Origin of the sequence: Streptomyces sp. DT2A-34, from assembly GCF_030499515.1 — a bacterium.
Classification (GTDB): domain Bacteria; phylum Actinomycetota; class Actinomycetes; order Streptomycetales; family Streptomycetaceae; genus Streptomyces.
Window position 1 is genome coordinate 6944079 of the sequence record NZ_JASTWJ010000001.1, and the last position, 24211, is coordinate 6968289.

17 protein-coding genes are annotated in these 24211 nt (G+C 71.0%); 9 read left to right on the top strand and 8 right to left on the bottom strand.

Features of this window, described 5'->3' with window-relative positions:
- The first annotated feature begins 100 nt into the window (after window positions 1-100).
- Window positions 101-1027, top strand: a complete 927-nt coding sequence (locus tag QQM39_RS31250; RefSeq protein ID WP_302003789.1) for a helix-turn-helix transcriptional regulator — start codon at window positions 101-103, stop codon at window positions 1025-1027.
- A gap of 18 nt (window positions 1028-1045) precedes the next feature.
- On the opposite strand, the gene QQM39_RS31255 is transcribed toward QQM39_RS31250, so the two are convergent.
- Window positions 1046-2491, bottom strand: coding sequence for an MFS transporter (locus QQM39_RS31255; protein ID WP_302000885.1), 1446 nt, complete (start codon window positions 2489-2491; stop codon window positions 1046-1048).
- Between the two features lie 64 nt (window positions 2492-2555).
- Between QQM39_RS31255 and dusB the strand changes: the two genes are divergently transcribed.
- On the top strand, window positions 2556-3734 hold the full coding sequence (gene dusB / locus QQM39_RS31260) for a tRNA dihydrouridine synthase DusB (RefSeq protein ID WP_302000886.1): 1179 nt from the start codon (window positions 2556-2558) through the stop codon (window positions 3732-3734).
- Window positions 3735-4168: 434 nt separating this feature from the next.
- Here dusB and QQM39_RS31265 read toward each other — a convergent pair whose 3' ends face one another.
- The 3 genes from QQM39_RS31265 to QQM39_RS31275 all read right to left on the bottom strand — a co-directional run bounded on the left by QQM39_RS31265 (window position 4169) and on the right by QQM39_RS31275 (window position 9481).
- A complete protein-coding gene (locus tag QQM39_RS31265; RefSeq protein ID WP_302003790.1) occupies window positions 4169-5728 on the bottom strand; it encodes a sulfatase-like hydrolase/transferase in 1560 nt (519 codons plus the stop codon).
- A gap of 388 nt (window positions 5729-6116) precedes the next feature.
- Window positions 6117-8054 (bottom strand): glycogen debranching N-terminal domain-containing protein, encoded by a 1938-nt coding sequence (locus QQM39_RS31270; protein WP_302000887.1) that lies wholly within the window; start codon window positions 8052-8054, stop codon window positions 6117-6119.
- Window positions 8051-9481, bottom strand: coding sequence for a hypothetical protein (locus QQM39_RS31275; protein WP_302000888.1), 1431 nt, complete (start codon window positions 9479-9481; stop codon window positions 8051-8053). Before QQM39_RS31275 ends, QQM39_RS31270 begins: the two co-directional genes overlap by 4 nt.
- Before the next feature lie 120 nt (window positions 9482-9601).
- Here QQM39_RS31275 and QQM39_RS31280 point away from each other — a divergent pair, with 120 nt between their 5' ends.
- Both QQM39_RS31280 and ppdK read left to right on the top strand, forming a co-directional pair.
- Window positions 9602-10831 (top strand): ROK family protein, encoded by a 1230-nt coding sequence (locus tag QQM39_RS31280; protein ID WP_302000889.1) that lies wholly within the window; start codon window positions 9602-9604, stop codon window positions 10829-10831.
- A gap of 625 nt (window positions 10832-11456) precedes the next feature.
- On the top strand, window positions 11457-14177 hold the full coding sequence (ppdK, locus tag QQM39_RS31285) for a pyruvate, phosphate dikinase (protein WP_302000890.1): 2721 nt from the start codon (window positions 11457-11459) through the stop codon (window positions 14175-14177).
- A gap of 312 nt (window positions 14178-14489) precedes the next feature.
- Here the strand turns inward: ppdK and QQM39_RS31290 are convergent, their stop codons facing one another.
- The 4 genes from QQM39_RS31290 to QQM39_RS31305 form a co-directional block, all read right to left on the bottom strand.
- The gene (locus tag QQM39_RS31290; RefSeq protein ID WP_302000891.1) at window positions 14490-14996 is read right to left on the bottom strand and encodes an excalibur calcium-binding domain-containing protein; all 507 of its coding nucleotides are present in this window, start codon (window positions 14994-14996) and stop codon (window positions 14490-14492) included.
- 85 nt (window positions 14997-15081) lie between these two features.
- Window positions 15082-16239, bottom strand: coding sequence for an alkaline phosphatase PhoX (locus tag QQM39_RS31295; RefSeq protein ID WP_302000892.1), 1158 nt, complete (start codon window positions 16237-16239; stop codon window positions 15082-15084).
- 326 nt (window positions 16240-16565) lie between these two features.
- Window positions 16566-18050 (bottom strand): sensor histidine kinase, encoded by a 1485-nt coding sequence (locus QQM39_RS31300; RefSeq protein WP_302000893.1) that lies wholly within the window; start codon window positions 18048-18050, stop codon window positions 16566-16568.
- A complete protein-coding gene (locus QQM39_RS31305) occupies window positions 18047-18856 on the bottom strand; it encodes a response regulator transcription factor (RefSeq protein ID WP_302000894.1) in 810 nt (269 codons plus the stop codon). Before QQM39_RS31305 ends, QQM39_RS31300 begins: the two co-directional genes overlap by 4 nt.
- A gap of 192 nt (window positions 18857-19048) precedes the next feature.
- Between QQM39_RS31305 and QQM39_RS31310 the strand changes: the two genes are divergently transcribed.
- The 5 genes from QQM39_RS31310 (at window position 19049) to QQM39_RS31330 (ending at window position 24199) form a co-directional block, all read left to right on the top strand.
- On the top strand, window positions 19049-19654 hold the full coding sequence (locus tag QQM39_RS31310; RefSeq protein WP_302000895.1) for a carbonic anhydrase: 606 nt from the start codon (window positions 19049-19051) through the stop codon (window positions 19652-19654).
- Entirely contained in the window at window positions 19651-21414 is a 1764-nt protein-coding gene (locus QQM39_RS31315; RefSeq protein ID WP_302000896.1) for a SulP family inorganic anion transporter, read from the top strand. Before QQM39_RS31310 ends, QQM39_RS31315 begins: the two co-directional genes overlap by 4 nt.
- Window positions 21415-21641: 227 nt before the next feature.
- Window positions 21642-22961 (top strand): S8 family serine peptidase, encoded by a 1320-nt coding sequence (locus tag QQM39_RS31320; RefSeq protein ID WP_302000897.1) that lies wholly within the window; start codon window positions 21642-21644, stop codon window positions 22959-22961.
- Window positions 22958-23206, top strand: a complete 249-nt coding sequence (locus tag QQM39_RS31325; protein ID WP_302000898.1) for a hypothetical protein — start codon at window positions 22958-22960, stop codon at window positions 23204-23206. Before QQM39_RS31320 ends, QQM39_RS31325 begins: the two co-directional genes overlap by 4 nt.
- Window positions 23207-23272: 66 nt before the next feature.
- Entirely contained in the window at window positions 23273-24199 is a 927-nt protein-coding gene (locus tag QQM39_RS31330; RefSeq protein WP_302000899.1) for an oxidoreductase, read from the top strand.
- The last annotated feature ends 12 nt before the right edge of the window (window positions 24200-24211 follow it).

Below are 24211 nucleotides of genomic sequence, written 5' to 3' on the forward strand. Positions count from 1 at the left end.
CTGCGGCCGCTCCGAGACTGGTACCAGAGTGTCCTTATCCTGGTAGCGGAAGCACCTGGAAACAGGGTCGGGGCGGCGGCAGGCTGGAGGCATGACGACCATGGCTCAGGAGACGGTGACCACGGCTCAGGAGACGGTGACGACGGCTCAGGAGACGGTGGCCGAAGCCCCTCGCGCCAGGGCCGCGTCGGAGATCCGGCGCCATGAACTCGCCGCCTTCCTGCGCCACCGCCGCGAGCACATCACCCCCGAGCAGGTCGGCCTGCCCCGCGGCCGACGGCGCCGTACGCCGGGCCTGCGCCGCGAGGAGGTCGCCCAGCTCGCGGCCGTCGGCGTCACTTGGTACACGTGGCTCGAACAGGCCCGTGACATCCAGGTCTCCGTCCAGGTCCTCGACGCCCTCGCCCGCACGCTGATGCTCGACCCCAGCGAGCGTTCCCACCTCTTCCAGCTGGCCGGCGCGGCGGATCCGACACCGGCGACGACCTGTCCTTCGGTGACCCCCGCGATGCGGGCCGTGCTGGAGCAACTGGAGCCGTACCCGGCCTGTCTGCAGAACAGCCGGTACGACATCCTCGCCCACAACCGCACGTACGGGCTGCTGCTGTGCGACCTGGAGGCGGTGCCGCCGGAGGACCGCAACTGCATGGTCCTGTCGTACACGCACGACGAGTGGCGCTCCTCGATCGTCCACCTGGAGGAGACCCAGCGCCTCATGGCCGCCCGCTTCCGCGCCGCGATGGCGGGCCACCTGGCCGAGCCCGCCTGGAAGATGCTGCTGAAGAGGCTGCGCGCGGAGTCCCCGGAGTTCTGCGAGGCGTGGGACCGGCATGAGGTGGTGGCTCATCGGAGCAAGAGGAAGGAGTTCCTCAATCGGCGTGTGGGGCGGCTGGTCGTCGACCACACGGATTTGTGGCTGAGTCCGGAGGTGGGGCCGCGGATGGTGACCTATGTGCCGGCGGACGAGGAGACGAGGGAGCGGTTGAGGCGTCTGCACGAAATATCGCTGGCGAGGGCAACGCCCTGAGGGGCGCGGAGCTGTGGACTACGCGCTGACTCTCGACGCTTGGCGAATCTCCGCGGACTCCAGCTTCTCGGCCGTACGTTCAGCCGTCCGCCGAGCCCACGGCCCACTCGTCACCGCGCCCACCGAGAGGACCGTCAGCCCACACCCCGTGATGATCCACCACCCGGGCCCGGCGGCCGACACGAACGTGTCCTTGTACGACGACGCCCCCGCCCCGGACGCCAGCACCGCACCGACCACCGCCACCCCCAGCGTCTGTCCCAGCTGACGGCTCGTGGAGGCGACGGCGGCCGCGACGCCGGCCTGCGCTCGGGGCATCCCGGAGACCGCCGTGTTGGTTATCGGCGCGTTCACGAACCCGAACCCGACACCGAACAGGGCGTAGCCGAGAACCAGCGTGACGTTGGACGTCTCCGCGTCCAGGAGGGCGAACATCGCCGCGCTCGTCGTCATCGCGGTACCGGCGATCAGCAACGGCAACCGAGGCCCCCGGCTGCCGACCAGCCGCCCGGACAGCGGCGCGCACAGGAACATCGGTGTCGCCATGGGCAGCATCCACAGCCCCGCGTGCAGGGCGTCCAGCCCTCGTACGTTCTGCAGGTACAGCGTCGACAGGAACAGGAACCCGCCCAGCGCCGCGAACGCGCCGATCGCGATCACCGTGGCCCCGCTGAACGGCGCCGACCGGAAGAACCGCAGGTCGATGAGGGGCTCGGCGCGGCGCGGCTCGTACCAGAGGAGGCCGAGCAGGGCCGCGAGGGCGACGATCGCGAACGGGAGCACCGCGGTGAACCCGGCGTTCGGCGCCTCGATGATCGCGTACGTCAGTGAGCCGAACAGCGCGATCACCAGGAACTGGCCGACCGGGTCGAGGCGGCGGGCCTTGGGGGCGCGGGACTCGGGGACGTAGCGGAGGGTGAGGAGGAGGGCCGCGAGTCCGACCGGCAGGTTGACCCAGAAGATCGCGCGCCAGTCCACCGCGTCGACGAGGAGGCCACCGACCAGCGGACCCGCGGCCATCGATATGCCGACCACCGCACCCCACACGCCGATCGCCCGCGCCCGCTCGCGCCGGTCCGTGAAGGTGTTGGTGATGATCGACATCGCGACCGGGTTGAGCATCGAACCGCCCACCGCCTGCACCATCCGGAAGGCGATCAGCGAGTCGAGGTCGGGCGCGACGGAGCACAGGGCCGAGCCGATGGTGAACAGGACGAGGCCCGCCATGAAGACGCGTTTGCGGCCGATTCTGTCCGCCGTGGAGCCGGCCAGCATGAGGAGGGAAGCGAGGACGAGGGTGTACGCGTCGATCGTCCACTGCAGGCCCGATGTGCTCGCGTCGAGGTCGCGCTGCATGGCGGGCAGGGAGACGTTGAGGGCCGTGGTGTCGATGCTCACGATCAGCAGGCTCATGCAGCAGATCGCGAGGACCAGCAGTCGGCGGCGAGGGCTGAGCTCCGGCATCCTTGGATAGTACGCCTAACTAATGAATTTCGCCGCATCCCGTCGGGTACGTGAGAATGGGTGGATGCCCATGACCGTCTCGCCCGTTGTTCCGCCCCTGCAGATCGGGCCGCACACTGTCCAGCCGCCCGTCGTCCTGGCCCCCATGGCCGGGATCACCAACGCGCCCTTCCGCACGCTGTGCCGTGAGTTCAGCGGGGGCAAGGGGCTGTTCGTCAGCGAGATGATCACGACGCGGGCGCTGGTCGAGCGCAACGAGAAGACCATGCAGCTGATCCACTTCGACGAGAGTGAGAAGCCTCGTTCGATCCAGCTGTACGGGGTTGATCCGGCCACTGTCGGCAAAGCCGTCCGCATGATCGCGGAGGAGGGGCTGGCGGATCACATCGACCTCAACTTCGGGTGTCCGGTGCCGAAGGTGACCCGGAAGGGCGGGGGGTCCGCGCTGCCGTTCAAGCGGAATCTGCTGCGGGCGATTCTGCGGGAGGCGGTGAGCGGGGCGGGGGACCTGCCGGTCACGATGAAGATGCGCAAGGGCATCGACGACGATCACATCACCTACCTCGACGCCGGGCGGATCGCCGTGGAGGAGGGCGTGACGGCCATCGCGCTGCACGGGCGTACGGCTGCTCAGCACTACGGCGGCACGGCGGACTGGGATGCCATCGCGCGGCTGAAGGAGCATGTGCCGGAGATTCCCGTGCTCGGTAACGGCGACATCTGGTCGGCCGAGGACGCGGTGCGGATGGTGCGGGAGACCGGGTGCGACGGTGTAGTGGTCGGGCGGGGGTGCCTGGGGCGGCCCTGGCTGTTCTCGGATCTGGTCGCGGCGTTCGAGGGGCGGGACCAGGCCCGTGCCGGAGGCACTGACGGATGCGGTGTGCGTCCGGCGCTGCGTGAAGTGGCCGACGTCATGGTTCGGCATGCCACGCTGCTCGGGGAGTGGATCGGGGACGAGGCGCGGGGCGTCATCGACTTCCGTAAGCATGTGGCCTGGTATCTGAAGGGCTTCGCGGTCGGTTCGGAGATGCGCAAGCGGCTGGCGATCACGTCGTCGCTGGAGGAACTTCGCTCCGGGCTCGATGAGTTGGAGCTCGATCAGCCTTGGCCGGTCGGGGCCGATGGGCCGCGTGGGCGTACGTCCGGGAACAACCGGGTGGTGCTGCCGGATGGGTGGCTGAAGGATCCGTATGACTGTGCGGGTGTGAGTGAGGATGCGGAGCTGGATACCTCCGGCGGTTGAGCGGGGGATGCCTGCGGCGGCCTGTGCGGGGCGGGTGGGGGTTCGCGTAGCGCGTGCGGGTGGGTTGTGGGTCGGGGCCGCGTCGGGGGGTGTCCGTCCTCGGTCCGGTGGTTGGCCTTGCGCTAGAGGTGCCGTTTCTTGACACCGGACTCTGCGGGCGGACACCCCCCGACGCGTCCCCTTCTCGCCGTACGCGGGTGCGGCGCCGCGGGGGTACGCCGCCACCCGGGAGCCCGCCGGGTATACGGCCCCCCGCTCGTAGGGGGCTTCACCTTTCGCCGCCGGCCCGGGCATTTCAGCCCGTCCGGCGTTTGAGGACGAGGCCCGTTCAGGGCCGAAGCGGGGTCTGGGGCGGCAGCCCCAGCGGGGTTGAAGGGGCGGAGCCCCTGGGGATGGGACGGGTAGGGGCGGCGGGGGCGAAGGAGTCGGTGGTGTTAGTTCGACGGGTGGGGAGTTGAGCCGTACGCCGTCAGGAAGCGGTCGCGGAACGAGCTCATCTTCCAGACGGGGGCCTTGGGGGCGGGCCGGAGGCCGTCCGTCCACTGCCAGTTGGTGATCTTGTCCAGCAGCTTGGGGTCCTTGGCGACCATCGAGACCGGTACGTCGCGGCTGGCCTTCGCGCCGCTCACCCGGGACATCGGCTGGTGGTCGCCCAGGAAGACCAGGACCGTGTCGTCCGTGCCGTAGCGCTCCAGCCATTGGGTGAGGCTGGTGACGGAGTACGAGATCGACTTGCCGTACTCCTGCTTGGAGCGGGTGGAGTCGGAGATGATGTCGGACGGTTTGGTGCCGGATTTCTGGATGGGCTCGAAGAGCGAGCCGTCGCCCAGGTCGTCCCAGTCGACCATCTTGGGGATGGGCGCCCAGGGCTGGTGGCTGGAGGTCAGGATGATCTCCGCCATCAGGGGCTTGTCGCGTTTCCTGCCGTGGACCTGGCGTTGGAAGGCTTCGAGCGCGTACTGGTCGGGCATCGTCGACCAGCTGAACTTCGGTCCCTTGTAGTTGAGTTGGAAGGCGTTGTAGACCCTGTCGAGGCCGTAGTACTTCTGTTCCGGCCAGGCCTTCTGCACGCCGGGCATGACACCGACCGTGTCCCAGTCGCCGGTCTTCTGGAAGGCCTTGGTGAGGCTGAGGTGGTCGCTGGCCATGACGGTGCGGTAGCGCTGTTGGTTGTCGATCCACAGTCCGGAGAGCGTGGTGGAGTGGCCCAGCCAGCTGCTGCCGCCGTACGTCGCCGACGTCAGCCAGCCGCTCTTCGCGTGGAAGCCGGCCTTTGTCAGGGCCTGGGTGCTGGTGTCGAGGGTGCCGGTCACGCCGGGGGCGATCTGCGGGTCCTCCAGTGCGCTGCGGCCGTAGCTCTCGATGAAGGTGAACAGGACGTCCTTGCCGCGCAGGTCCGGCAGCAGTTGGTCGGGGGGTGTGTTGCCGAAGGTGTCGGACCTCGCGTCCCTCGCGAACGCCGCCTCGTCGCGGAGGGTGTCCATCGCCCGGTGCGCGTGGACCTTGATGACACCGGCGGTGTGGTCCGCGGCGATCGGTACGCCCGCCACTTGGAGGCCGAACGCCGTGCACGTGATCCATACGGTGCCGGCGATCAGGGCACCCCTGGACGCGTCCGCCTTGTGGCGGGACAGGAGGTCGGCGATGCGCACGGTGGCCAGGGCGACGGCGGCTATGAGGGCTACGACCAGGAGGACGACGCCGATCGTGAGGAGGACGGTCGTCGTGCCGCCCAGGGAGTCCTTCAGGTACGACTGGGCGTCGTCGAGGAGTTCCCAGTCCAGGACGATGTTGAAGTGGCGGCCCAGGAATTCGTTATAGCCGATGTCCAGGATGTTCAGGGCGGTGAGGGCGCCCAGGGCGGCGCCGGAGGTCGCCGCGGTGACCAGGCGGGGGCGGCGGGGGAGGGCGAGGAGTACGGCGGCGCCGATGATGGCCTCGGCGGGGAGGCGCATGAACTCCGTGGCCTTGAGGTTGCCGAGGGTGTTCGGCATTTGGAGGCAGACGTGGATCAGGGCGGCGGCCAGGGCGGTGAGGGTCCAGCGGAGGTAGGGGGAGGGGGGTGGGGGGGTTTCGGGCTCGGCTTCGCCTTCGCCCGGGGCCTCGTCGGTCGGCGGTGTCTCCGTGGCGGCCTCGCCGATGGGCGCCTCGTGGGTCAAGTCGTTGCGGTTGCCGGGCAGTTGACGTAGGCGCGTGAAGACAGGCACCCGAAGGTCCTTCCGTGCGAGGCCCCTGGCGGAGTGGTGCGGCGGGGCTCGCTGGGGAGGGGGCGGGTCCGCCGTCATCCCGTACGGCCCGCCCCCAGCCCGTGTTCAGCCCCGCCGCCCCAGCGCTCGGCAAACGCTGGGCAAACGCCAGGCCAACTGCCCCGCAGCCACCCCGCTACGCCCCGCCCACCGCCGTCAGCAGCGCCAACGGAGTCGCCGCCGAGCGGGATTCGCGTACGCACGCGTGCGGATACGGCACCGGTTCCGCGTGCGTGTCGCGGCCGTACCCGGCGAGGACCTCCGGCAGGCGGTGGCCGGTTGTCGTCGCCGCGTCGACCAGGGCGTGGGCCACCGTGCGGGCCTCGTCGTGCAGGCCGTAGCGGGCCAGACCCAGGGTGATCAGCGCGTTGTCGTGCGGCCAGACCGAGCCGCGGTGGTAGGAGAGGGGGTGGTAGGCCGACTGGCCGGAGGCCAGGGTGCGTACGCCCCAGCCCGAGAAGAAGTCGGGTTCGAGGAGACGACGGCCCACCAGCTCTCCGTACTCCTTGTCCAGCAGGCCGGACCAGAGCAGATGCCCCGCGTCCGAGGCGAGGGCGTCCACCTGGCGGCCTTCGCCGTCCAATGCCAGGGCGGGGAAGGAGTGTTCCGGCATCCAGAAGTCCTGCTGGAAGCGGTCGCGGAGGTCGGCCGCCGCCTGTTCCAGGAGGGCCGCGTAGGTCCCGTCCTGCCACACCGTGCGGGCCAGCCACGCCGTGCGGCGCAGGGCGTCGTACGCGTAGCCCTGGGCGCCCGCCGCCATCACCGGCCCGGCGGGGCGGGTGCCGTCGGCCGAGCAGATGGCGCCGGGGGAGTCCTTCCAGTTCTGGTTGGCCAGGCCGCCCTGGTCGGCGCGGTAGACCAGGTAGCCGCGGGAGGTCAGGCCGCCGTGGTCCAGCATCCAGCCGATCGCCGCGCGGGCGTGGGGCTCGAGGCGGCGGGCCAGGGTCGGGTCGGCCGTGTGCTCGACGTACGCGCCCAGCAGGATCAGGAAGAGCGGGGTCGCGTCCACCGAGCCGTAATAGCGGCCGTACGGCACCTGGCCGAAGTGCGCCAGCTCGCCGTGCCGTACCTCGTGCACGATCTTGCCGGGCTGGGAGACGGCGTCGACGCCGGTCTCCGTCGCCTGCGTCGCGGCCAGTGCGGGGAGGGTGGCCGCGGCCAGCTGGGGGCGGTAGGGGAGGGCGAAGAGGGAGGTGAGGAGGGCGTCGCGGCCCAGGAGGGTCAGGAACCAGGGGGCTCCGGCGGCCGGGACGCGGAGTTCCTCGCCGTCGGGGCCCGTCGCCGGGACCTGGAGCGAGGCCAGGTCGGCGAGGCCGCGGGCGCAGGCGGCGGCCAGCTCGGGCCAGCCGGTCGGGAAGGCCACGCCCTCCACGAACTCGCCCTCCAGGGAGACGAGTTGGGACGACAGGGCGGCAGGGGAGCGCGGTACGCGCAGAGGGCGTTTGTCGCCGTGCGGGCGGGCCATCACCCTCAGGGTCAGATCCGCCGTGCCGTGCGGGTCCAGCTCCAGGGTCCAGACCAGGCGGCGGGCGCCGGTGCCCGTCTCCTCGACGGCGTCGGGGGCCGGGTCGGACGTGACGGTCGTGATCGAGCGCCACTCTCCTCGCTGGTACGTGAACTCCACGCCGTGGTCGAGGACTTGGCGGGAGCGAGTGGCGCCGATCTTGGCGTACGTGCGGTGGTCGGAGCGCAGCTCGAACTGGTCGGTGAAGTCGGCGTCCGCGGTGACCGCGAGGCGGATCGTCGTCGGCACCGGGCGGTTGCTGGTCACACGCAGGGACTCGATGAACGAGCCGTCGCCGACCGCCTGTTCGCGGAAGAGGGTGTACGCGGGTGGTTCGTTGCGGCCGCCTCGCGGGACCAGGACACAGCGGGTGGTGTCGCCGTCGGCGACCGGGCTGAGCGCCTCGGGCACGGCCCCGTCGACGGTGAGCTGCCAGCGGCTCAGGTGCCGGGCGTCGCGTACGAATAACCCGTCCGGGGAGCCGACGCCCCGCACGCCGCTGATGTCGCCGCCGTCACCCACGGCGGCGAACGTCCCCCCGTACACGAGCAGATGATGCCGGTCTGTCATCCCCGGTCCCCTCCCTTGAGTTCTTCGACAGCAGTGGTTCGGGTCTGGCTGTGCAGCAGGTCGAGCGAGAGCGCGGCGGTCCAGCTGAACCCGGTCGCCCCGCAGGCCTCGCCGGTGTAGGGGTCGACGTACTCGGCGAAGTCGGAGCTCTGCGCGATGTCCAGGACCGCCTCGCGCAGCCCGTCGGCTCGCCGGTGCTCCCCCTGCGTCCGCAGCCCGCGCTCCAGCAGCCAGCTCGTGTTGAACCAGGCCGGGCCACGCCAGTAGCGGTGCGGGTCGAAGGCCTCGCCGAGGAGGTCGTAACTCGGTACCAGTCGCGTCGAGTTGCCGAGACCGAAGTGCTCGGACGCCGTCGTCCGCACCAGGGCGGCGGAGATGTCCCGTGGCAGGCCGGGCAGGAGGAGCGGGATCAGGCCCGAGACGCTGCGCTCGCGCACGAGCCCCCCGCCCCGCACGTCACGGCAGAAGAACATCCCCTCCGCCGGGTCCCACGTCCGCTCGATCAGCGCCGCCGTCAGCCGCTCGGCGCGCGCGTGCCGGGCCCTGCCCGTCGCCCCCAGCTCCTCGGCGATCCGGGCCAGCGCGTGCTCGGAGGCGATGAGCAGGGCGTTGAAGGAGGGGTCCTCGACCGCGAAGTCGCCGGAACCGGCCCCGTGTCCCCCGCCCAGCCCGTCCCTGTACCCGCCGTCGCGGTACTCCGTCGCCAGGCGCACATACCGCCCGTAGTCCAGATCCGTCGGCCGGTCCTCGGCGGCCCCGTGGTCGAGGTCGGCGCGGCGGAAGGAGCGGGCCGGGGCCGGGGTGATGCGGGAGAGCGGGGCGTCCCAGCAGGGGCTGTTGTCCATACCCTGTTCCCAGGGGTGCACGACGGACGCGAGGCCGCCGCCGCCCAGGTCACGGCGGTGCAGCAAGTAGCGGTGCCAGGCGGCCAGGCGGGGATACACCCGGGTGAGGAAGCCGCGCGCCCGGGACAGTCCCGGGTCGGCCCGGTGCACCAGCCAGGCCGCCAATGCGTGCACCGGTGGCTGCACGATGCCGGAGGTCTGTACGGTGCGCGGGGCGCCCGCAGCGCGCCCCGCGGTCGAGGAGCGCCAGAAGTCGGGGCTCGGGAAGTAGGCGTCGAGCGGTACGGAGGGGTTGAAGACGATGTGCGGGATACGCCCGTCACCCCACTGGGCGCCGAGCAGCGTCTCCAGCTCCGTCTGCGCCCGCAGCGGCGACAGGTGCCTGAGGCCGATCGCGATGAACGCCGAGTCCCAGGACCACTGGTGCGGATACAGGCCGCGCGAGGGGACCGTCGAGGTGCCGGTCCAGTTGGCCTCCAGTACCCGGGCAGCCCTGACGTGCAGCGCATCCGGCACAGGCGGCGGATCGTATGCAATGTCACGCTCGGCGCAACGGGCTGTGAGCTGGGCAGTGCGATCCACTCGGGGCTCCCCGAAAGACGTCCGGCCGACCGGTTCGGTCATGGCTACCGTAGGGTTACGTCTATTTAACACGCAAAACTCAATATGTAATGCAGGGTTGAGAAACACAAGGGGGTGCGCATGACTGGGCAGCCGGGACGGACGGGCAGGGCGACGAAGAGCGGCGGTCAGGCCGGCGCGGGGGATCTGCTCGAACTCGTGCGCAGTGGACGCGCCACCACGCGCGGCGCCCTCCAGCAGGCCACCGGCCTCTCCCGCGCCACCGTCGGCCAGCGCCTCGACCGCCTGTTCCGGGCCGGCTGGCTGCGCGAGGGTGCGGGCGGCCCCGTGGACTCCCCGCTGGGCGGCCGCCCCTCCATCACCCTGGAGTTCGACGACGCCCACGCGGTCGTCCTCGCCGCCGACCTCGACTCCCGGCACGCGCGCGCCGCCGTCCTCTCCCTGACCGGCGAGATCCTCGCCGAGCACGGCGGCACGCTGGTCATCGAGGACGGGCCGGACGTGGTGCTGGGCGAGCTCGGGCGCTGGTTCGCCGAGCTGCTGGAGAAGGCCGGGCGCCGGGCCGACGAGGTGGGCGGCATCGGGCTCGCGGTGCCGGGGCCGGTGGACAGCGAGACCGGCCGGGTCGTCCAGCCGCCGATCATGCCCGGTTGGGACGGCTACGACATAAGAGGGCGGTTGGCGAGGGCCTTCAGCGAGCACACGGGGGCCGCGTCGGTGCCGGTGCTCGTCGACAACGACGCCAACCTCATGGCGTACGGCGAACAGCGCACCGGATACCCGGACTGTTCGGCGTTCGTACTGGTCAAGGTGTCGACCGGGATCGGCGCGGGGGTCGTGGTCGACGGCTCCGTGTACCGGGGCATCGACGGCGGCGCGGGCGACCTCGGGCACATCCGGGTGGGCGCCGACGCGCTGTGCCGGTGTGGTTCGTACGGCTGTCTGGCCGCCGTCGCCAGTGGTGGTGCCGTGGCCCGGCGGCTGGCCGAGACGGGGGTGCCCGCGGCCTCGGGCTCAGATGTGCGGGACCTGCTTGCCGCCGGGGACCCGAGGGCGGCCGCGCTGGCACGGGAGGCCGGGCGGCAGGTCGGGGACGTGCTGGCGACCGTCGTGACGCTGCTCAACCCCGGGGTGCTGATGATCGCGGGGGATCTGGCCGGGACGCCCTTCCTCACCGGCGTACGGGAGTTGCTGTACCAGCGGGCGCTGCCGCGCTCCACCGCTCATCTGGACGTGGTGACCTCGCGGCTGGGGGAGCGGGCCGGGCTGGTGGGGGCCGGGGCGCTGGTCGTGGAGCATTTGTACGCGCCCGAGCGGGTGGAGGAACGGCTGGTCGCGCTCGGGGTGTGACGGGCGTTCGCGTGGGTGGTGGCGGCTGTTCGGGCGGGTGAGCGGTGGTCGTTCGGGGCGGGTGGGTGGCGGCTCTCCGCAGGGGCGGGCGGCGGCCGTTCCCACGGGTGCGGGGCGGCTCTCCGTGCGGGTGGTGGCGGCCGTTCGCCTGGGTATTTGCCTGGGTAGTGACGGGCGTTCGCAGGGGCCTGTGGTGGTCGTTCGCACCGGGTGTGTGACGGGCGCGTTTCCGTCCCGGACGCCCGTCCGCATGGTGAAATCCCGTCGGCTGTGGCAGCGTGATTCTCGCCACCCCTGATAAGGGTTGCGCTCAGATGAGCGGATCTTGAGCGGCTGCACTTCTCCAAAGGGTGGCACTCGGTGCCACCCCTTGATCGTTCATCGATCGAAATCAGACGTGCGGTAAGGCCGCTCATCTGAGCGGAAACCCGCACTCGTGGGCGCTCTTGCGTTCAAGAAGTGAAAACATCCGCCCGTCACGGCTTGCCAAGCTTTGACTTTCGATCCACTGGCGGACGGGTGGTTACAGGCGCATGACGCGTGAGTAGACGTACCCAGACGCCTTCGATCTGGGTATGTTCCTCGCCGTCAGGGCAGCCACCGCGTCCTCGAGGGAGTCGAGACCGTGTCGGAAAACAAAGAACCCCACGTAGCGAAGTTCGTTTACGACTTCACCGAGGGAAACAAGGACCTCAAGGACCTCCTGGGTGGCAAGGGCGCGAACCTCGCCGAGATGACCAACCTGGGACTCCCTGTTCCTCCCGGCTTCACGATCACGACGGAAGCCTGCAAGGTCTACCTCGACAGCGGCGAGGAGCCCGCGGCACTGCGTGACGAGGTGAGTGCGCACCTCGACGCCCTTGAGACGAAGATGGGCAAGAAGCTCGGCCAGGCCGACAACCCCCTGCTGGTCTCGGTCCGTTCCGGCGCCAAGTTCTCGATGCCCGGAATGATGGACACGGTCCTCAACATCGGGCTCTCCGACAAGTCCGTGAAGGGCCTCGCCGACCAGGCCGGCGACGAGCGGTTCGCCTGGGACTCCTACCGCCGCCTCATCCAGATGTTCGGCAAGACCGTCCTCGGCGTCGACGGCGACCTCTTCGAGGAGGCCCTCGACAAGGCCAAGGAGGCCAAGAAGGTCACGGTCGACACCGACCTGGAGGCCGCCGACCTGAAGAAGCTGGTCACCGCCTTCAAGAAGATCGTCAAGAAGGAGGCCGGCCGGGACTTCCCGCAGGACCCGCGCGAGCAGATGGACCTCGCCATCCACGCGGTCTTCGACTCCTGGAACGGCGACCGGGCCAAGCTGTACCGCCGCCAGGAGCGCATCCCGGGCGACCTCGGCACGGCCGTCAACATCTGTTCCATGGTCTTCGGCAACCTGGGTCCGGACTCGGGCACGGGCGTCGCCTTCACCCGTGACCCCGCCTCCGGCCACCAGGGCGTCTACGGCGACTACCTCCAGAACGCCCAGGGCGAGGACGTGGTCGCGGGCATCCGCAACACCGTCCCGCTGGCGGAGCTGGAGACGATCGACAAGAAGTCGTACGACCAGCTGATGCAGATCATGGAGACGCTGGAGAACCACTACAAAGACCTCTGCGACATCGAGTTCACCATCGAGCGCGGTCAGCTGTGGATGCTCCAGACCCGTGTCGGCAAGCGCACGGCGGGCGCCGCCTTCCGGATCGCGACCCAGCTGGTGGACCAGGGCCTGATCGACGAGGCGGAGGCGCTCCAGCGCGTCAACGGCGCTCAGCTCGCGCAGCTGATGTTCCCGAAGTTCGACGAGGAGGCGAAGGTCGAGCAGGTCGGCCGAGGCATCGCGGCGTCGCCGGGTGCGGCGGTCGGCAAGGCGGTCTTCGACTCGTACACCGCGGTCAAGTGGTCGCGTTCGGGCGAGAAGGTCATCCTGGTCCGCCGGGAGACCAACCCCGACGACCTGGACGGCATGATCGCGGCCGAGGGCATCCTGACGTCGCGTGGCGGCAAGACCTCGCACGCGGCCGTGGTGGCGCGCGGCATGGGCAAGACGTGTGTGTGCGGTGCCGAGGAGCTCGAGGTCGACACCAAGCGGCGCCGGATGACGGTGCCGGGCGGTCACGTGGTCGAGGAAGGCGACGTGATCTCCATCGACGGCTCCAGCGGCAAGGTGTACCTGGGCGAGGTCCCGGTGGTCCCGTCTCCCGTCGTGGAGTACTTCGAGGGCCGCATGCACGCGGGTGCTCAGGACGCCGACGAGCTGGTCGAGGCCGTGCACCGGATCATGGCGTTCGCCGACCGCAAGCGCCGGCTGCGGGTGCGCGCCAACGCGGACAACGCCGAGGACGCGCTGCGCGCCCGTCGCTTCGGCGCCCAGGGCATCGGCCTGTGCCGTACGGAGCACATGTTCCTCGGCGACCGCCGTGAGCTGGTCGAGCGCCTCATCCTGGCCGACACGGAGGCCGAGCGCGAGGAGTCGCTGAAGGAGCTGCTCCCGCTGCAGAAGCAGGACTTCGTGGAGCTGTTCTCCGCGATGGACGGCCTGCCGGTGACGATCCGTCTCCTCGACCCGCCGCTGCACGAGTTCCTGCCGGACATCACGGAGTTGTCGGTGCGTGTGGCGTTGGCGGAGTCCCGTCAGGAGCCGCACGAGAACGAGCTGCGGCTGCTCCAGGCCGTCCACCGGCTGCACGAGCAGAACCCGATGCTGGGTCTGCGTGGTGTGCGTCTGGGCCTGGTGATCCCCGGCCTGTTCACGATGCAGGTGCGCGCGATCGCCGAGGCTGCCGCCGAGCGCAAGAACGCCAAGGGCGACCCGCGCGCCGAGATCATGATCCCGCTCGTCGGCACGGTCCAGGAGCTGGAGATCGTCCGCGAGGAGGCCGACCAGGTCGTCGCGGAGGTCGAGGCGGCGACGGGTGTGAAGCTGAAGCTGGCGATCGGCACGATGATCGAGCTGCCGCGCGCCGCGCTGACCGCCGGTCAGATCGCGGAGGCGGCGGAGTTCTTCTCCTTCGGCACGAACGACCTCACCCAGACGGTGTGGGGCTTCAGCCGGGACGACGTGGAGGCCTCGTTCTTCACGGCGTACCTGGAGAAGGGCATCTTCGGTGTCTCCCCGTTCGAGACGATCGACAAGGACGGCGTGGGTTCGCTGGTCGCCGCCGCGGCGAAGGCGGGGCGCGAGACCCGGCCGGACCTGAAGCTCGGCGTGTGCGGCGAGCACGGCGGTGACCCCGAGTCGGTGCACTTCTTCCACGAGGTCGGTCTGGACTACGTCTCCTGCTCGCCGTTCCGGATTCCGGTGGCGCGGCTGGAGGCGGGGCGGGCGGCGTCGCAGTCGGCGGGCAGCGACCACCGGTGATCCAGCCAGAGGCCGGCGACCGCCGCTGACCTCCCCCGACTCCGGAGCCGTCGTCCGTCCCCGACCCTCAGTACCGATGGGCGGCGGCTCCGGTGCACGAAGAGAGGGCGGCACCCTGTGCGGGGGTGCCGCCCTCTTCTACTGAGGGATGCGGGCAGGTCAGCCAATGCAGCCGGGGACGCTACCTGGCGGGGCGCAGTTGTCCGGGGTGTTGTTGCGCACCGTGGAGTGGACCGGCGTCATCGTGCCGAAGCTTTGGATGTGGTCGGGGCCTTTCATCCGGAAGTTGAGGACAGGCTGCGGAGCCCGCTCTCAGCTGTCGCAGCCCACCCCGTCGTTGTCGCGGTCCAGGTGCGAGGCGTAGCCGGGCTCGCCCCGGTGGATCGGGGCGGCGCCGGCCGCTCGGGCCTCGCTGCAGTTGGCGTAGTAGACGTCGCCGCCGGAGGAGCCGCTGTCGTCGTCGGAGGCCCCCGAGGCGTCGGACGCGGAGTCGTCGGCGGCTGCCGGGGCCGCGGTGACCGTCGTGGTGACCTTGACCGTCTTCGTGGCCGTCACGGTCGGCGCCGGTTCGGGTTCTTCCACGGGGGTGGTCATGGTCGCCGTGACGGTGACCGTGGGCTGGGGTGAGGCCGCCGTCGGTCTGGCGTCGGAGGTCTTCGCGTCCTGGTCGGACGCGCCTGCGCCGATGCCGAGGAAGAAGGCCAGCCCGAGGGCCGGGAGTACGTACCGCTTGCGAGCCCATCCGGGGGCCGGGCGGAAGGCCGGCTGTGGCGGCACGGGCGGCTGCGGCATGGGTGCTGAGGTGTACGGATTGGTCATGTCATCCCCCCACTGGTGGTGCGTGAGGGGATGACCGTAATGCCGGGCGACCGTTTGTGAAGGAGATGTGGCTGTTTCGTGACCGCTATGCGCGGAACGGGCCCCTCACCTCGTACGTGATGCCGCCCGAGGAACTCCCCGTCGTCCCCCGCTGGCTGGAGAAGTACAGCCGTGTCCCGTCAGGTGAGAACGCCGGGCCCGTGATCTCCGAGCTCGACTGGCCGTCGATGCGCAGGAACGAGGCGACGACGTCGTCCGGGGTGATCACGCAGATCTCCATGTTGCCGCCGTCCTCGGCGACGAAGAGATCGCCGGAGGAGGCGCCGGTGATGTTGTCGACGCCGGTGAGGGGGGCCGTGCCGTTGACGAGGGAGTCGTCGTACGCCAACTCGTAGGTGTTCGACGTCAGGTTGAGCTGCCAGACGCGGTTGTCGCCCTTGGTCGTGAACCACACCGTGTCGTTCGCGTAGTGGCAGCCCTCGCCGCCGTTGAAGGACTTGGAGCCGGAGACCTGGGAGCGGGTGGCCGTCGGGGAGCCGTCCGGGTCGGGGACGTTCGCCCAGGTGAAGGAGCCGGACGTGCCACTGCCCGCGACCATGACCTGGAGCGTGCCGGAGGACAGGTTGCCCCAGGTCGTAGGGACGAAGCGGTAGAAGCGGCCGTTCGACTCGTCCTCGGTCAGGTAGATCACCTTGCGCACCGGGTCCGCGGCAGCCGCCTCGTGGTTGAAGCGGCCCATCGCGTCCCGGCGGATCGCCGCGTTCGTGCCCCAGGGGTCGGTCTCGTAGACGTAGCCGAGGGACACCTCCTCGCAGGACAGCCAGGTGTTCCACGGGGTGGCGCCGCCCGCGCAGTTGCGGTTGGTGTTGGACAGGATCCGGTAGGCGCCCGTGATGGTGCCCGAGGAGCTGAACTTGACGGCGCCGGCGCCGCCGGTGGAGGAGATCTCCGAGTTGGAGACGTAGATCCAGCCCGTGCCGTCGGCGAAGCAGGCGCCGCCGTCGGGGGCGTTGTGCCAGGTGTGCGAGGTGCCGCTGACCCGCTGGCCGGAGCGGGCGATGACGCGGCTGGTGAAGCCGCTGGGGAGTCTGATGCCGTTGGCGTCGGGGGAGCCCAGCGGCCCGTAGGGGCCGGTGCCGGGCTGGGCGGGGGCGGCGTATGCGGCGCCGCGCCACAGGGTTCCGCCGAACACGGCGGCAGAGCCGCCGAGGACGGCCGCACGCAGGAGGTTACGACGTTCCACTCTCACTCCAAGAGATGCCGTACCGCCCCGCCGACGGGCGACGGCGGGGTCGTGCGTGGGGGGCGGCATGGAACCTAGGGGCGGATGGTGGCCGGACCGTGGCCAACGCATGGCCGTCGGACGGCGTGCCTGGGTGCTGCCTGTGCGCCGACGATGAGCGCTCAGGTGAGTGCCACCCGCGTGCGCTCCCCGGAGTGCAGATACCCGCGTGCGCTCACCGGAGTGCCACCGCCCGCGTCCGTTCCCCCGAGTGCCGTCACCCCGGTCCGTTCCCCCGGGTGCCGTCACCCCGGTGCGTTCCCCCGAGTGCCGTCACCCCGGTGCGCTCACGCGCGCAACGCCGGCACCGCCCGCTTCCGCTGCCCGGGCCTGTCGAGGCCCGGCCCGTGCACCTCGCGCGGCGGCTGCGCCGACGGCAGGCGGATCACCGCGTCCAGGCCGCCCGCGGCCGAGGCGTGCAGGCTCGCCTCGCCGCCGCTCGCGTGCGCGAGCCGTTGGACCAGGGAGAGGCCGAGTCCCGTGCCGCCCTTGGGGGCGCCCGGCGCGCGCCAGAAGCGGTCGAAGGCGCGGGCGCGCTGTTCCGGGGTCATGCCGGGGCCCTCGTCGGTGATGTGCAGGTCGACCCAGGCGGGGCGGGCGTCGCGCAGGGCGCGGCGGGCCGGTACGTGGAGCCGTAGCTCCATGGTCACGGTGCTGTCGGGCGGGGAGGCGCGCAGGGCGTTGGACAGCAGGTTGTCCACGATCTGCTCGACCCCGCCCGGCACCGCCAGCACCGGGCCCACACTGTCGGCGAACAGCACCAGGGAGACCCGCTGCTGTGCGAAGAGCGGCTGCCAGGTGCGGTGCCGTTCCGCGCAGACCGCCCCCACGTCGACCGGGCCGGGCGTCGCCGCGTCCTCCTCCAGGCGGGCCATCGCCAGCAGGCCCTCGACCATCCGGGAGAGACGGTCCGTCTCGGTCACCGCGGCGGCGAGGCTGCCCCGGCCGCGCTCGGAGACGCTCGGTTCCAGGTTCTCCAGCCTCAGCCGCAGCGCCGCGAGCGGCGTCTTGAGCTGGTGGGAGGCCTCGCCCGCGAAGGCGTGCTGGGCGGCGAGGAGATGGGCGAGCCGGGCCGCCGTGCGGTTGAACGCGGCAGCGAGGCGGCGTACTTCGGGCGGTCCCTTCGTGATCGTCACCGGTGCCGCCAGTCCGCCGTCCGCCAACTCGTCGGTGGCCCGCTCCAGTTCGCGGATGGGGCGGCCGGTCCAGCGGGCGATGGCGAACCCGACCACGGTGACCGCGGTGAGGACCCCGAGCCCGCCGAGGCCGAGCAGCAGCCAGACGTGATGGACACGTTCGTGCACCGTGCGGGTCGGCAGCGTCAGCCACACGGCGCCCTGCAGTCCCGAGGTGTGCCGGATCGGCGCGGCGACCGAGAGGTACTCGACCCCGCCGATGGTCGACGTACGGACGTCCACCGTGGAGGTGCCGTGGAGGGCGGCCGCGATACCGGGACGGGAGGCGAGGTCGGCCGACATGGCGGCGGCCAGCGGATGCGAGGTGGCGAGCAGGGCGCCCGCGGCGTCCACGACCACCACCTTCCCGCCGATGCGCTCGGCGCAGTGCACCACCCGGCGCGGCAGGTCCCGCTCGGCGCGGCCCGCGCTGAGGGACAGCGAGGCGTACGCCGAGACCGACTCGGCCTCGTCCGTCGCCGCGTTCACCACCCGCTCCCGCTCACTGCGCGAGTAGACGAAGCCCAGCGGGATCTCCAGACACAGCAGCACGAGCGCGGCGAGGGAGAGGTAGCTGAGCAGGAGCCGGCGGGTCACGGCGAGGACACCTGCGGCCCGCCGGGCTCGGCCTGCACCGCCAGCCGGAAACCGACCCCGCGCAGTGTCTGGATCCACGCCGGGTCGCCCAGCTTCCTTCGCAGCGAGGCGACATGGACGTCCAGCGTCTTGGTCGGCCCCTCGTAGTGCGGATCCCACACCCGGTCCAGGATCTGCTGCCGGGAGTACACCGCACCCGGGTCCTCGGTCAGCAGCGCCAGCAGCTCGAACTCCTTCGGGGTGAGCGTGACGGGGACCTCGCCGACCCAGACCTGGCGGGTGCGGCGGTCGACGACGAGCGGGCCGGGCGCGTACGAGGGTGAGGGGCCGGGTTCCTCGTACGACGGGAAAGACGGCGGCGAGGGTGGCGAGGGCGGCGACTGCGACGATGAGGGCGACGGAAGCATCGGGGGCGGCGGGGTGAGCACCGGCTCCGCCACCGCCTCCGTGCGCTGGGTCCGCCGGGTCACCGCCCGCACCCGTGCCACCAGCTCCCGTACGCTGAACGGCTTCGCCAGATAGTCGTCCGCCCCCAGCTCCAGGCCCAGCACCCGGTCGGCCTCCTCACCCCGCGCACTCAGGATGATGACCGGCACGTCCGAGACCTGCCGGATGCCCCGGCACACGTCGGTGCCGTCCATGTCCGGCAACCCGAGGTCGAGCAGGACGACATCGCCGTACGGACTTCTCAACCCCTCGGCTCCGGTGGTCACGTGGTCCACTGCCAGCCCGAAGTGCCCCAGCCCCTCGGTGAGAGGCTCGGCGATCGTCTCGTCGTCCTCGATGAGCAGCACTCGTATGCCCATGCGTCCTGTCTCTCGTGAATTCACATTCTCTGCCCTGACGTCGACACGCTACAAGAGGAAAGCGCTTGTGGGGCCTTGCGGCAAAGAATGTCCAATTACTGGACGCGCTCTGGCTTTTGCTTAACCTTCCTCTGGTGTGCCCTCCTCTACGGTGCTGTTCATCTGGCCGAACTCCCAGCTGAGGAGGCATCGTTGAAGGCGTTGCTGGACCGTGCCCGCTCGTTCAGGCGTCGGGTCGATTTCGAGAGCGGTGAATACCGCAAACTGGCTGAGGGGCAATATCCGGAGGCACTTTTCATTACCTGCTCGGACTCACGGGTCATACCCGCCCTGATTACCGGCGCGCGGCCCGGAGATATATTCGAGCTGCGAAACGCGGGCAATATCGTGCCGCCGTACGGAAGCCCCGGTGCGTCCGGGGAGGCCGCCACCATCGAGTACGCACTGGAGGTGCTCGGGGTTCAGGACATCGTCGTGTGCGGTCACTCACACTGCGGTGCGATGGGCGCGCTGAAGTCCGGCGACGACCTGTCCGCGCTGCCGGGCGTGGACGCCTGGCTGCAGCTGGCCCGCCCCGAACTGGCACCGGTCCTCACGACCGCCTCCGACGACCCGTCGCTGCCCGACGTGGCGCAGGGCAATGTCGTCAACCAGCTCGCCGTACTGCGGACTTACCCGGTGGTACGGCAGCGGCTGGACGGGGGGCGGCTGCGGCTGCACGGCTGGTACTACGAGGTCGACACCGGGCAGGTGCACGAGCTGGAGGGCGACGGTCGGTTCCGGGTGCATAGCGGATGAGCGGGGCGCATGCGCGCGGGCGTACGCGTACGAAGGAGAGGACGCCGAAGGAGAGTGCGCCGAAGGAGAATGCGCTGAGGGGCGGGGGCGTCGCGAACTCGCCGAGGGGCGGGGGCGCGAGGCCGGCGAAGGCCTCGGGTGGGAGGCCCGACCTCGCGGGCGAGATCACCGCCTCCCTCGTCGTCTTCCTCGTCGCCCTGCCCCTGTGCATCGGCGTGGCCGTCGCCTCCGGTGTCCCCGCCGAGCTCGGGATCATCTCCGGGGTGATCGGCGGCCTGGTCGTCGGCGCGGTCCGGGGCAGCACGCTCCAGGTCAGCGGGCCGGCCGCCGGGCTCGCCGCGCTGGTGGCGGAGACGGTGCTGGAGCACGGCGTGGCGATGCTCGGCGTGATCGTCCTGTTCTCGGGCATCCTGCAGATCGTCCTCGGCGTCGTACGCCTGGGTCGGCTGTTCCAGGCGATCTCCCTGGCCGTGGTGCAGGGGATGCTGGCCGGCATCGGCCTGCCGCTGATGTTCAGCCAGGCCTACCCGATGGCCGACGCCAAGGCCCCCGGCACCCCGATCGAGAACATGGCCGGCATCCCCGGCCTGTTCGCCGACATCCTCACCACCCCGCAGGCGATGATCGCCATGCTGCTCGGCGCCGCCACGATCGTGCTGAGCTTCCTGTGGAAGAAGGTGCCGGGCCCGGCGAAGAGGATCCCGGCCGCCCTGGTCGCGGTCGGCATCGGCATCGCGGTCGCCGCGCTGCCCGGCGTGGACGTGAAGACGCTCCAGGTCGGCAACCTGCTGGCGTCGGTACAGGTGCCGGGGGCCGAGCAGTTCGCGGGCCTCGCGGACGCCGCGGTCCTCACCTCCATCCTCACCTTCACGGTGATCGCCTCCGCGGAGAGCCTGTTCACGGCGGCCGCCGTGGACCGTATGCACAGTGGCCCGCGCACCCGGTACAACACCGAACTCATCGCCCAGGGCGCCGGCAACACGGTCGCGGGCGCCCTCGGCGCGCTCCCCATCACGGCCGTCGTGGCCCGCAGCTCCGCGAATGTCCAGGCGGGCGCGAAGACCCGCATCTCCCGCACCCTGCACGGCCTGTGGCTGCTGGCCTTCGCCCTGCTGCTGCCGCAGGTCCTCGCCCTGATCCCGATCTCGGTGCTCGCGGGCGTCCTCGTGCACAGCGGCTGGAAGCTGTTCGCGCCGGAGGAGTTCCCGAAGATGTGGCGGCAGGACCGGGGCGAGTTCGTGGTGATGACGGTGACGACACTGGTCATCGTGGCGACGGCGTTGCTGGAGGGCGTCCTGATCGGCCTGGCGGCCGGGATCGTCCTCGCCGCCCTGCGCATGTCCCGGACGGTGATCCGGCAGCACATCGAGGACGACACCGCGAAGATCGTCATGGCCGGCAACGCGACCTTCCTACGGCTCCCGCAGGTCATCGAGGCCCTGGAGTCCGCGGCGGCCTCCGGCAAGCCCCGCATCCGCCTGGACCTGACCGGCGTGACCCATCTGGACCACGCCTGCCGCAACCAGGTCGAGGAGTTCACCGCGCAGCAGCGGGGGTTGGGGCTGCGGGTGGAGCTGCTGATGCCGGGGCCGGCGAAGACGAACGTGGAGGCACCGGCCGCGGTCGAGAGCGAGATCGCCGAACCGGCCCCGACGGCGACCCCCGGCCCCGGCGCCGAGTGGTTCTACCTGGACACGAGGCACCTGCCCACCGGTCGCGAGGCGTACGACGGCTACGACCACGCGAGCATGCGGCTCTGAGTGCCAGGGGTCCGTGTTGCGGGGCTCACCGCTCGGTGCGACGGTTGACGAGGGGGCGATGCCGACGGCCTGGTGAAGGGCATCCTTGCAGGTCACGGCAGTAACGCGTCGATCCGCGACCGATCCGCGCCCCTCTTTCCGCGGCGCTGACCCTCCGTGCCTCGACGCGTGTCCCCGCACGGGGAGCACACCGACAGAAAGTGGGAAATTCAATGGCGAACGGCCCCATGGACAGGCGCGCCTTCGGCGAGCAGCCCCAACGGCCCAGCGGCCCCGGTATGGGCCGGGGCGCGGAGTACACCGGTCGGTACGTGGTTCTGCTCGACCAGGGCAACCAGGAGAGCGGACTGAACGCACTGCGGTCCTCCGCCGGCATAGCGTCCGTCGAACGTGTGCGAGGAGCCGAGCCCGGAAACGTCACCGAACTCCTCGAACGCCCGGACGTCTCGGTGCACTTCGAGGAGCTCGGTGTCGCCGTCGTCGAGGTACGGCCCGAACAGCGCCATACGCTGGTGACCACGGCCGAGGCGGACCCCTCGATCATCGCGGCGGAGCCGGAGCGCATGGTCTACGCCTCGCCCATCACCACCCCGACGCAGGCACCGACCGAGTTCTACCCGGCGTTCCGCAGCGACGAGGACGTGGTCGACCGCCACACCAGGTCCGAAATGGCCGCGGCCCAGGGCGCGTCATGGGACGAGCAGAGGTGGACCTGGGGCCTGCAGGCGATCCGGGCCAACCTGACCAGCCTGACCGGACGCGATGTGAAGATCGCCGTCCTCGACACCGGTGTGGACACCGACCACCCGGACCTGGCCGCACGCATCGAGGCGACGGCCTCCTTCGTGCCCGGCGAGACCGTCGAGGACGGCCACGGGCACGGCACGCACTGCATCGGCACCGCCGCCGGCCCGGCCCACCCCCACCAGGGACCCCGCTACGGCGTGGCCTGCGAAGCCCGGATCCTCGCCGCGAACGTGCTCGGCAGGATCGGCGAAGGCCCCGACGGCCAGATCCTGGCGGGCATCGACTGGGCCGTCTCCCGCGGAGCGCGGGTGATCTCCATGTCGTTCGGCTCCGGGGTCCTCCCCGGTGAGCTGTTCCCGCAGGTGTACGAGGAGGTGGCCCGGCGCGCGCTGGCGCGCGGGACGGTGCTCGTCGCCGCCGCGGGTAACGAGAGCTTCCGGCCCCCGTTCATCGCGCCCGTCGGCCGGCCCGCCAACTGTCCCTCGATCCTCGCGGTGGGCGCGCTCAACAAGGCGCTCGGCGTGTCGCACTTCTCCAACGGCGCCGTCAACGGCCAGGGCGGCGAGGTCGACATCGCCGCGCCCGGCTCGCACATCCACTCGGCGGCCCCCGGCGGTGGGTACCAGCACATGAACGGCACCAGCATGGCCACACCGCACGTCGCGGGTGCCCTCGCCCTGCTCGCCCAGGCGAACCCCAACGCTTCCGCGGCCGACCTCGTGGCCAGTCTGCTGGCCGGTGCGTTCCCGCTGACGCTGCCCGCCAGGGACGTCGGCGAGGGCCTGCTGCAGGTCCCGTGAGCGAGTCGCCGAAGTCCGCGCCGGTCGGGGTCGTCCTCGCGGTCGACCCCGACCGGTTCGCGGAGGTGGTCGAGGCCCTGCGGCGGGCCGGGCTCACGGTCACCGGCGAGCAGCCGGTCCTCGGCACGCTCTCCGGCACGGTCGCCGAGGACCGGCTCCCCGCCCTGGAAGCGGTCGACGGCGTCGAGGCCGTCGACCGGGAGCGCACCGTCCGACTTCCCCCACCCGACGCGCCGATCCAGTAGGTTTCCCGCCCCCGGATTCTGATAGACGGAAGAGAAGGAGGACCCGCCCGGGAAGGGAGCTCGGTCATGTCCGGCTGGAACGCGCACGACATCCCCGACCAGAGCGGACGCGTCGCCGTGGTCACCGGAGCCAACAGCGGGCTCGGGTACGTCACGGCGCGGGAGCTGGCCCGCAAGGGCGCGCGGGTGGTGCTCGCGTGCCGGAGCGAGGCGCGGGGTGCGGCGGCCGTCGAGCGGCTGGTCGCCGAAGTGCCCGATGCGCGGATCGAGTTGAGGCGGCTCGATCTCGGCGACCTCGGCTCCGTGCGGGAGTTCGCCGCGACATGGCCGTACGACCGGGTCGACCTGCTCGTGAACAACGCCGGGGTGATGGCGCTGCCGTACGGCACGACGGCGGACGGCTTCGAGACACAGTTCGGGGTCAACCACCTCGGGCACTTCGCGCTCACCGGTCTGCTGCTGCCCGCGCTGCTCGCGGCGCCGGGCGCGCGGGTGGTGACCGTGTCCAGTCCGTTGCACGCGATGTCCAACATCGACGTCGCCGATCTCAACAGCGAGCGCCGGTACCGGCGTTGGGTCGCGTACGGGCGTTCCAAGACCGCCAACCTGCTCTTCACGCACGAGCTGGCGCGCAGGCTGGCGGTGCGGCAGGCGGACGTGGTGGCGGCCGCCGCCCATCCCGGGTACGCGGACACCAATCTGCAGACCGCGGGGCCGCGCATGGCGGGGCGCCGGGTCAGCGAGTGGTTCGTGCGGCTCGGCAACCGCGTCTTCGCCCAGCCCGCCGAGGCCGGCGCGCTCCCCGTCCTGTACGCGGCCACCGCCCCCGCCGTCCGCCCCGACTCCTTCACCGGCCCGTCCTTCGCCGACTGGCGCGGTTCACCCGCCCCGGCGTGGCGGGCGTCGTGGACGCTCGACGACCGTGCGGGTGAACGGCTTTGGGAGGAGTCGGAGCGGCTGACCGGGGTGACGTACGACGCCCTGAAGGCGTGAGCGCCGGTGAGT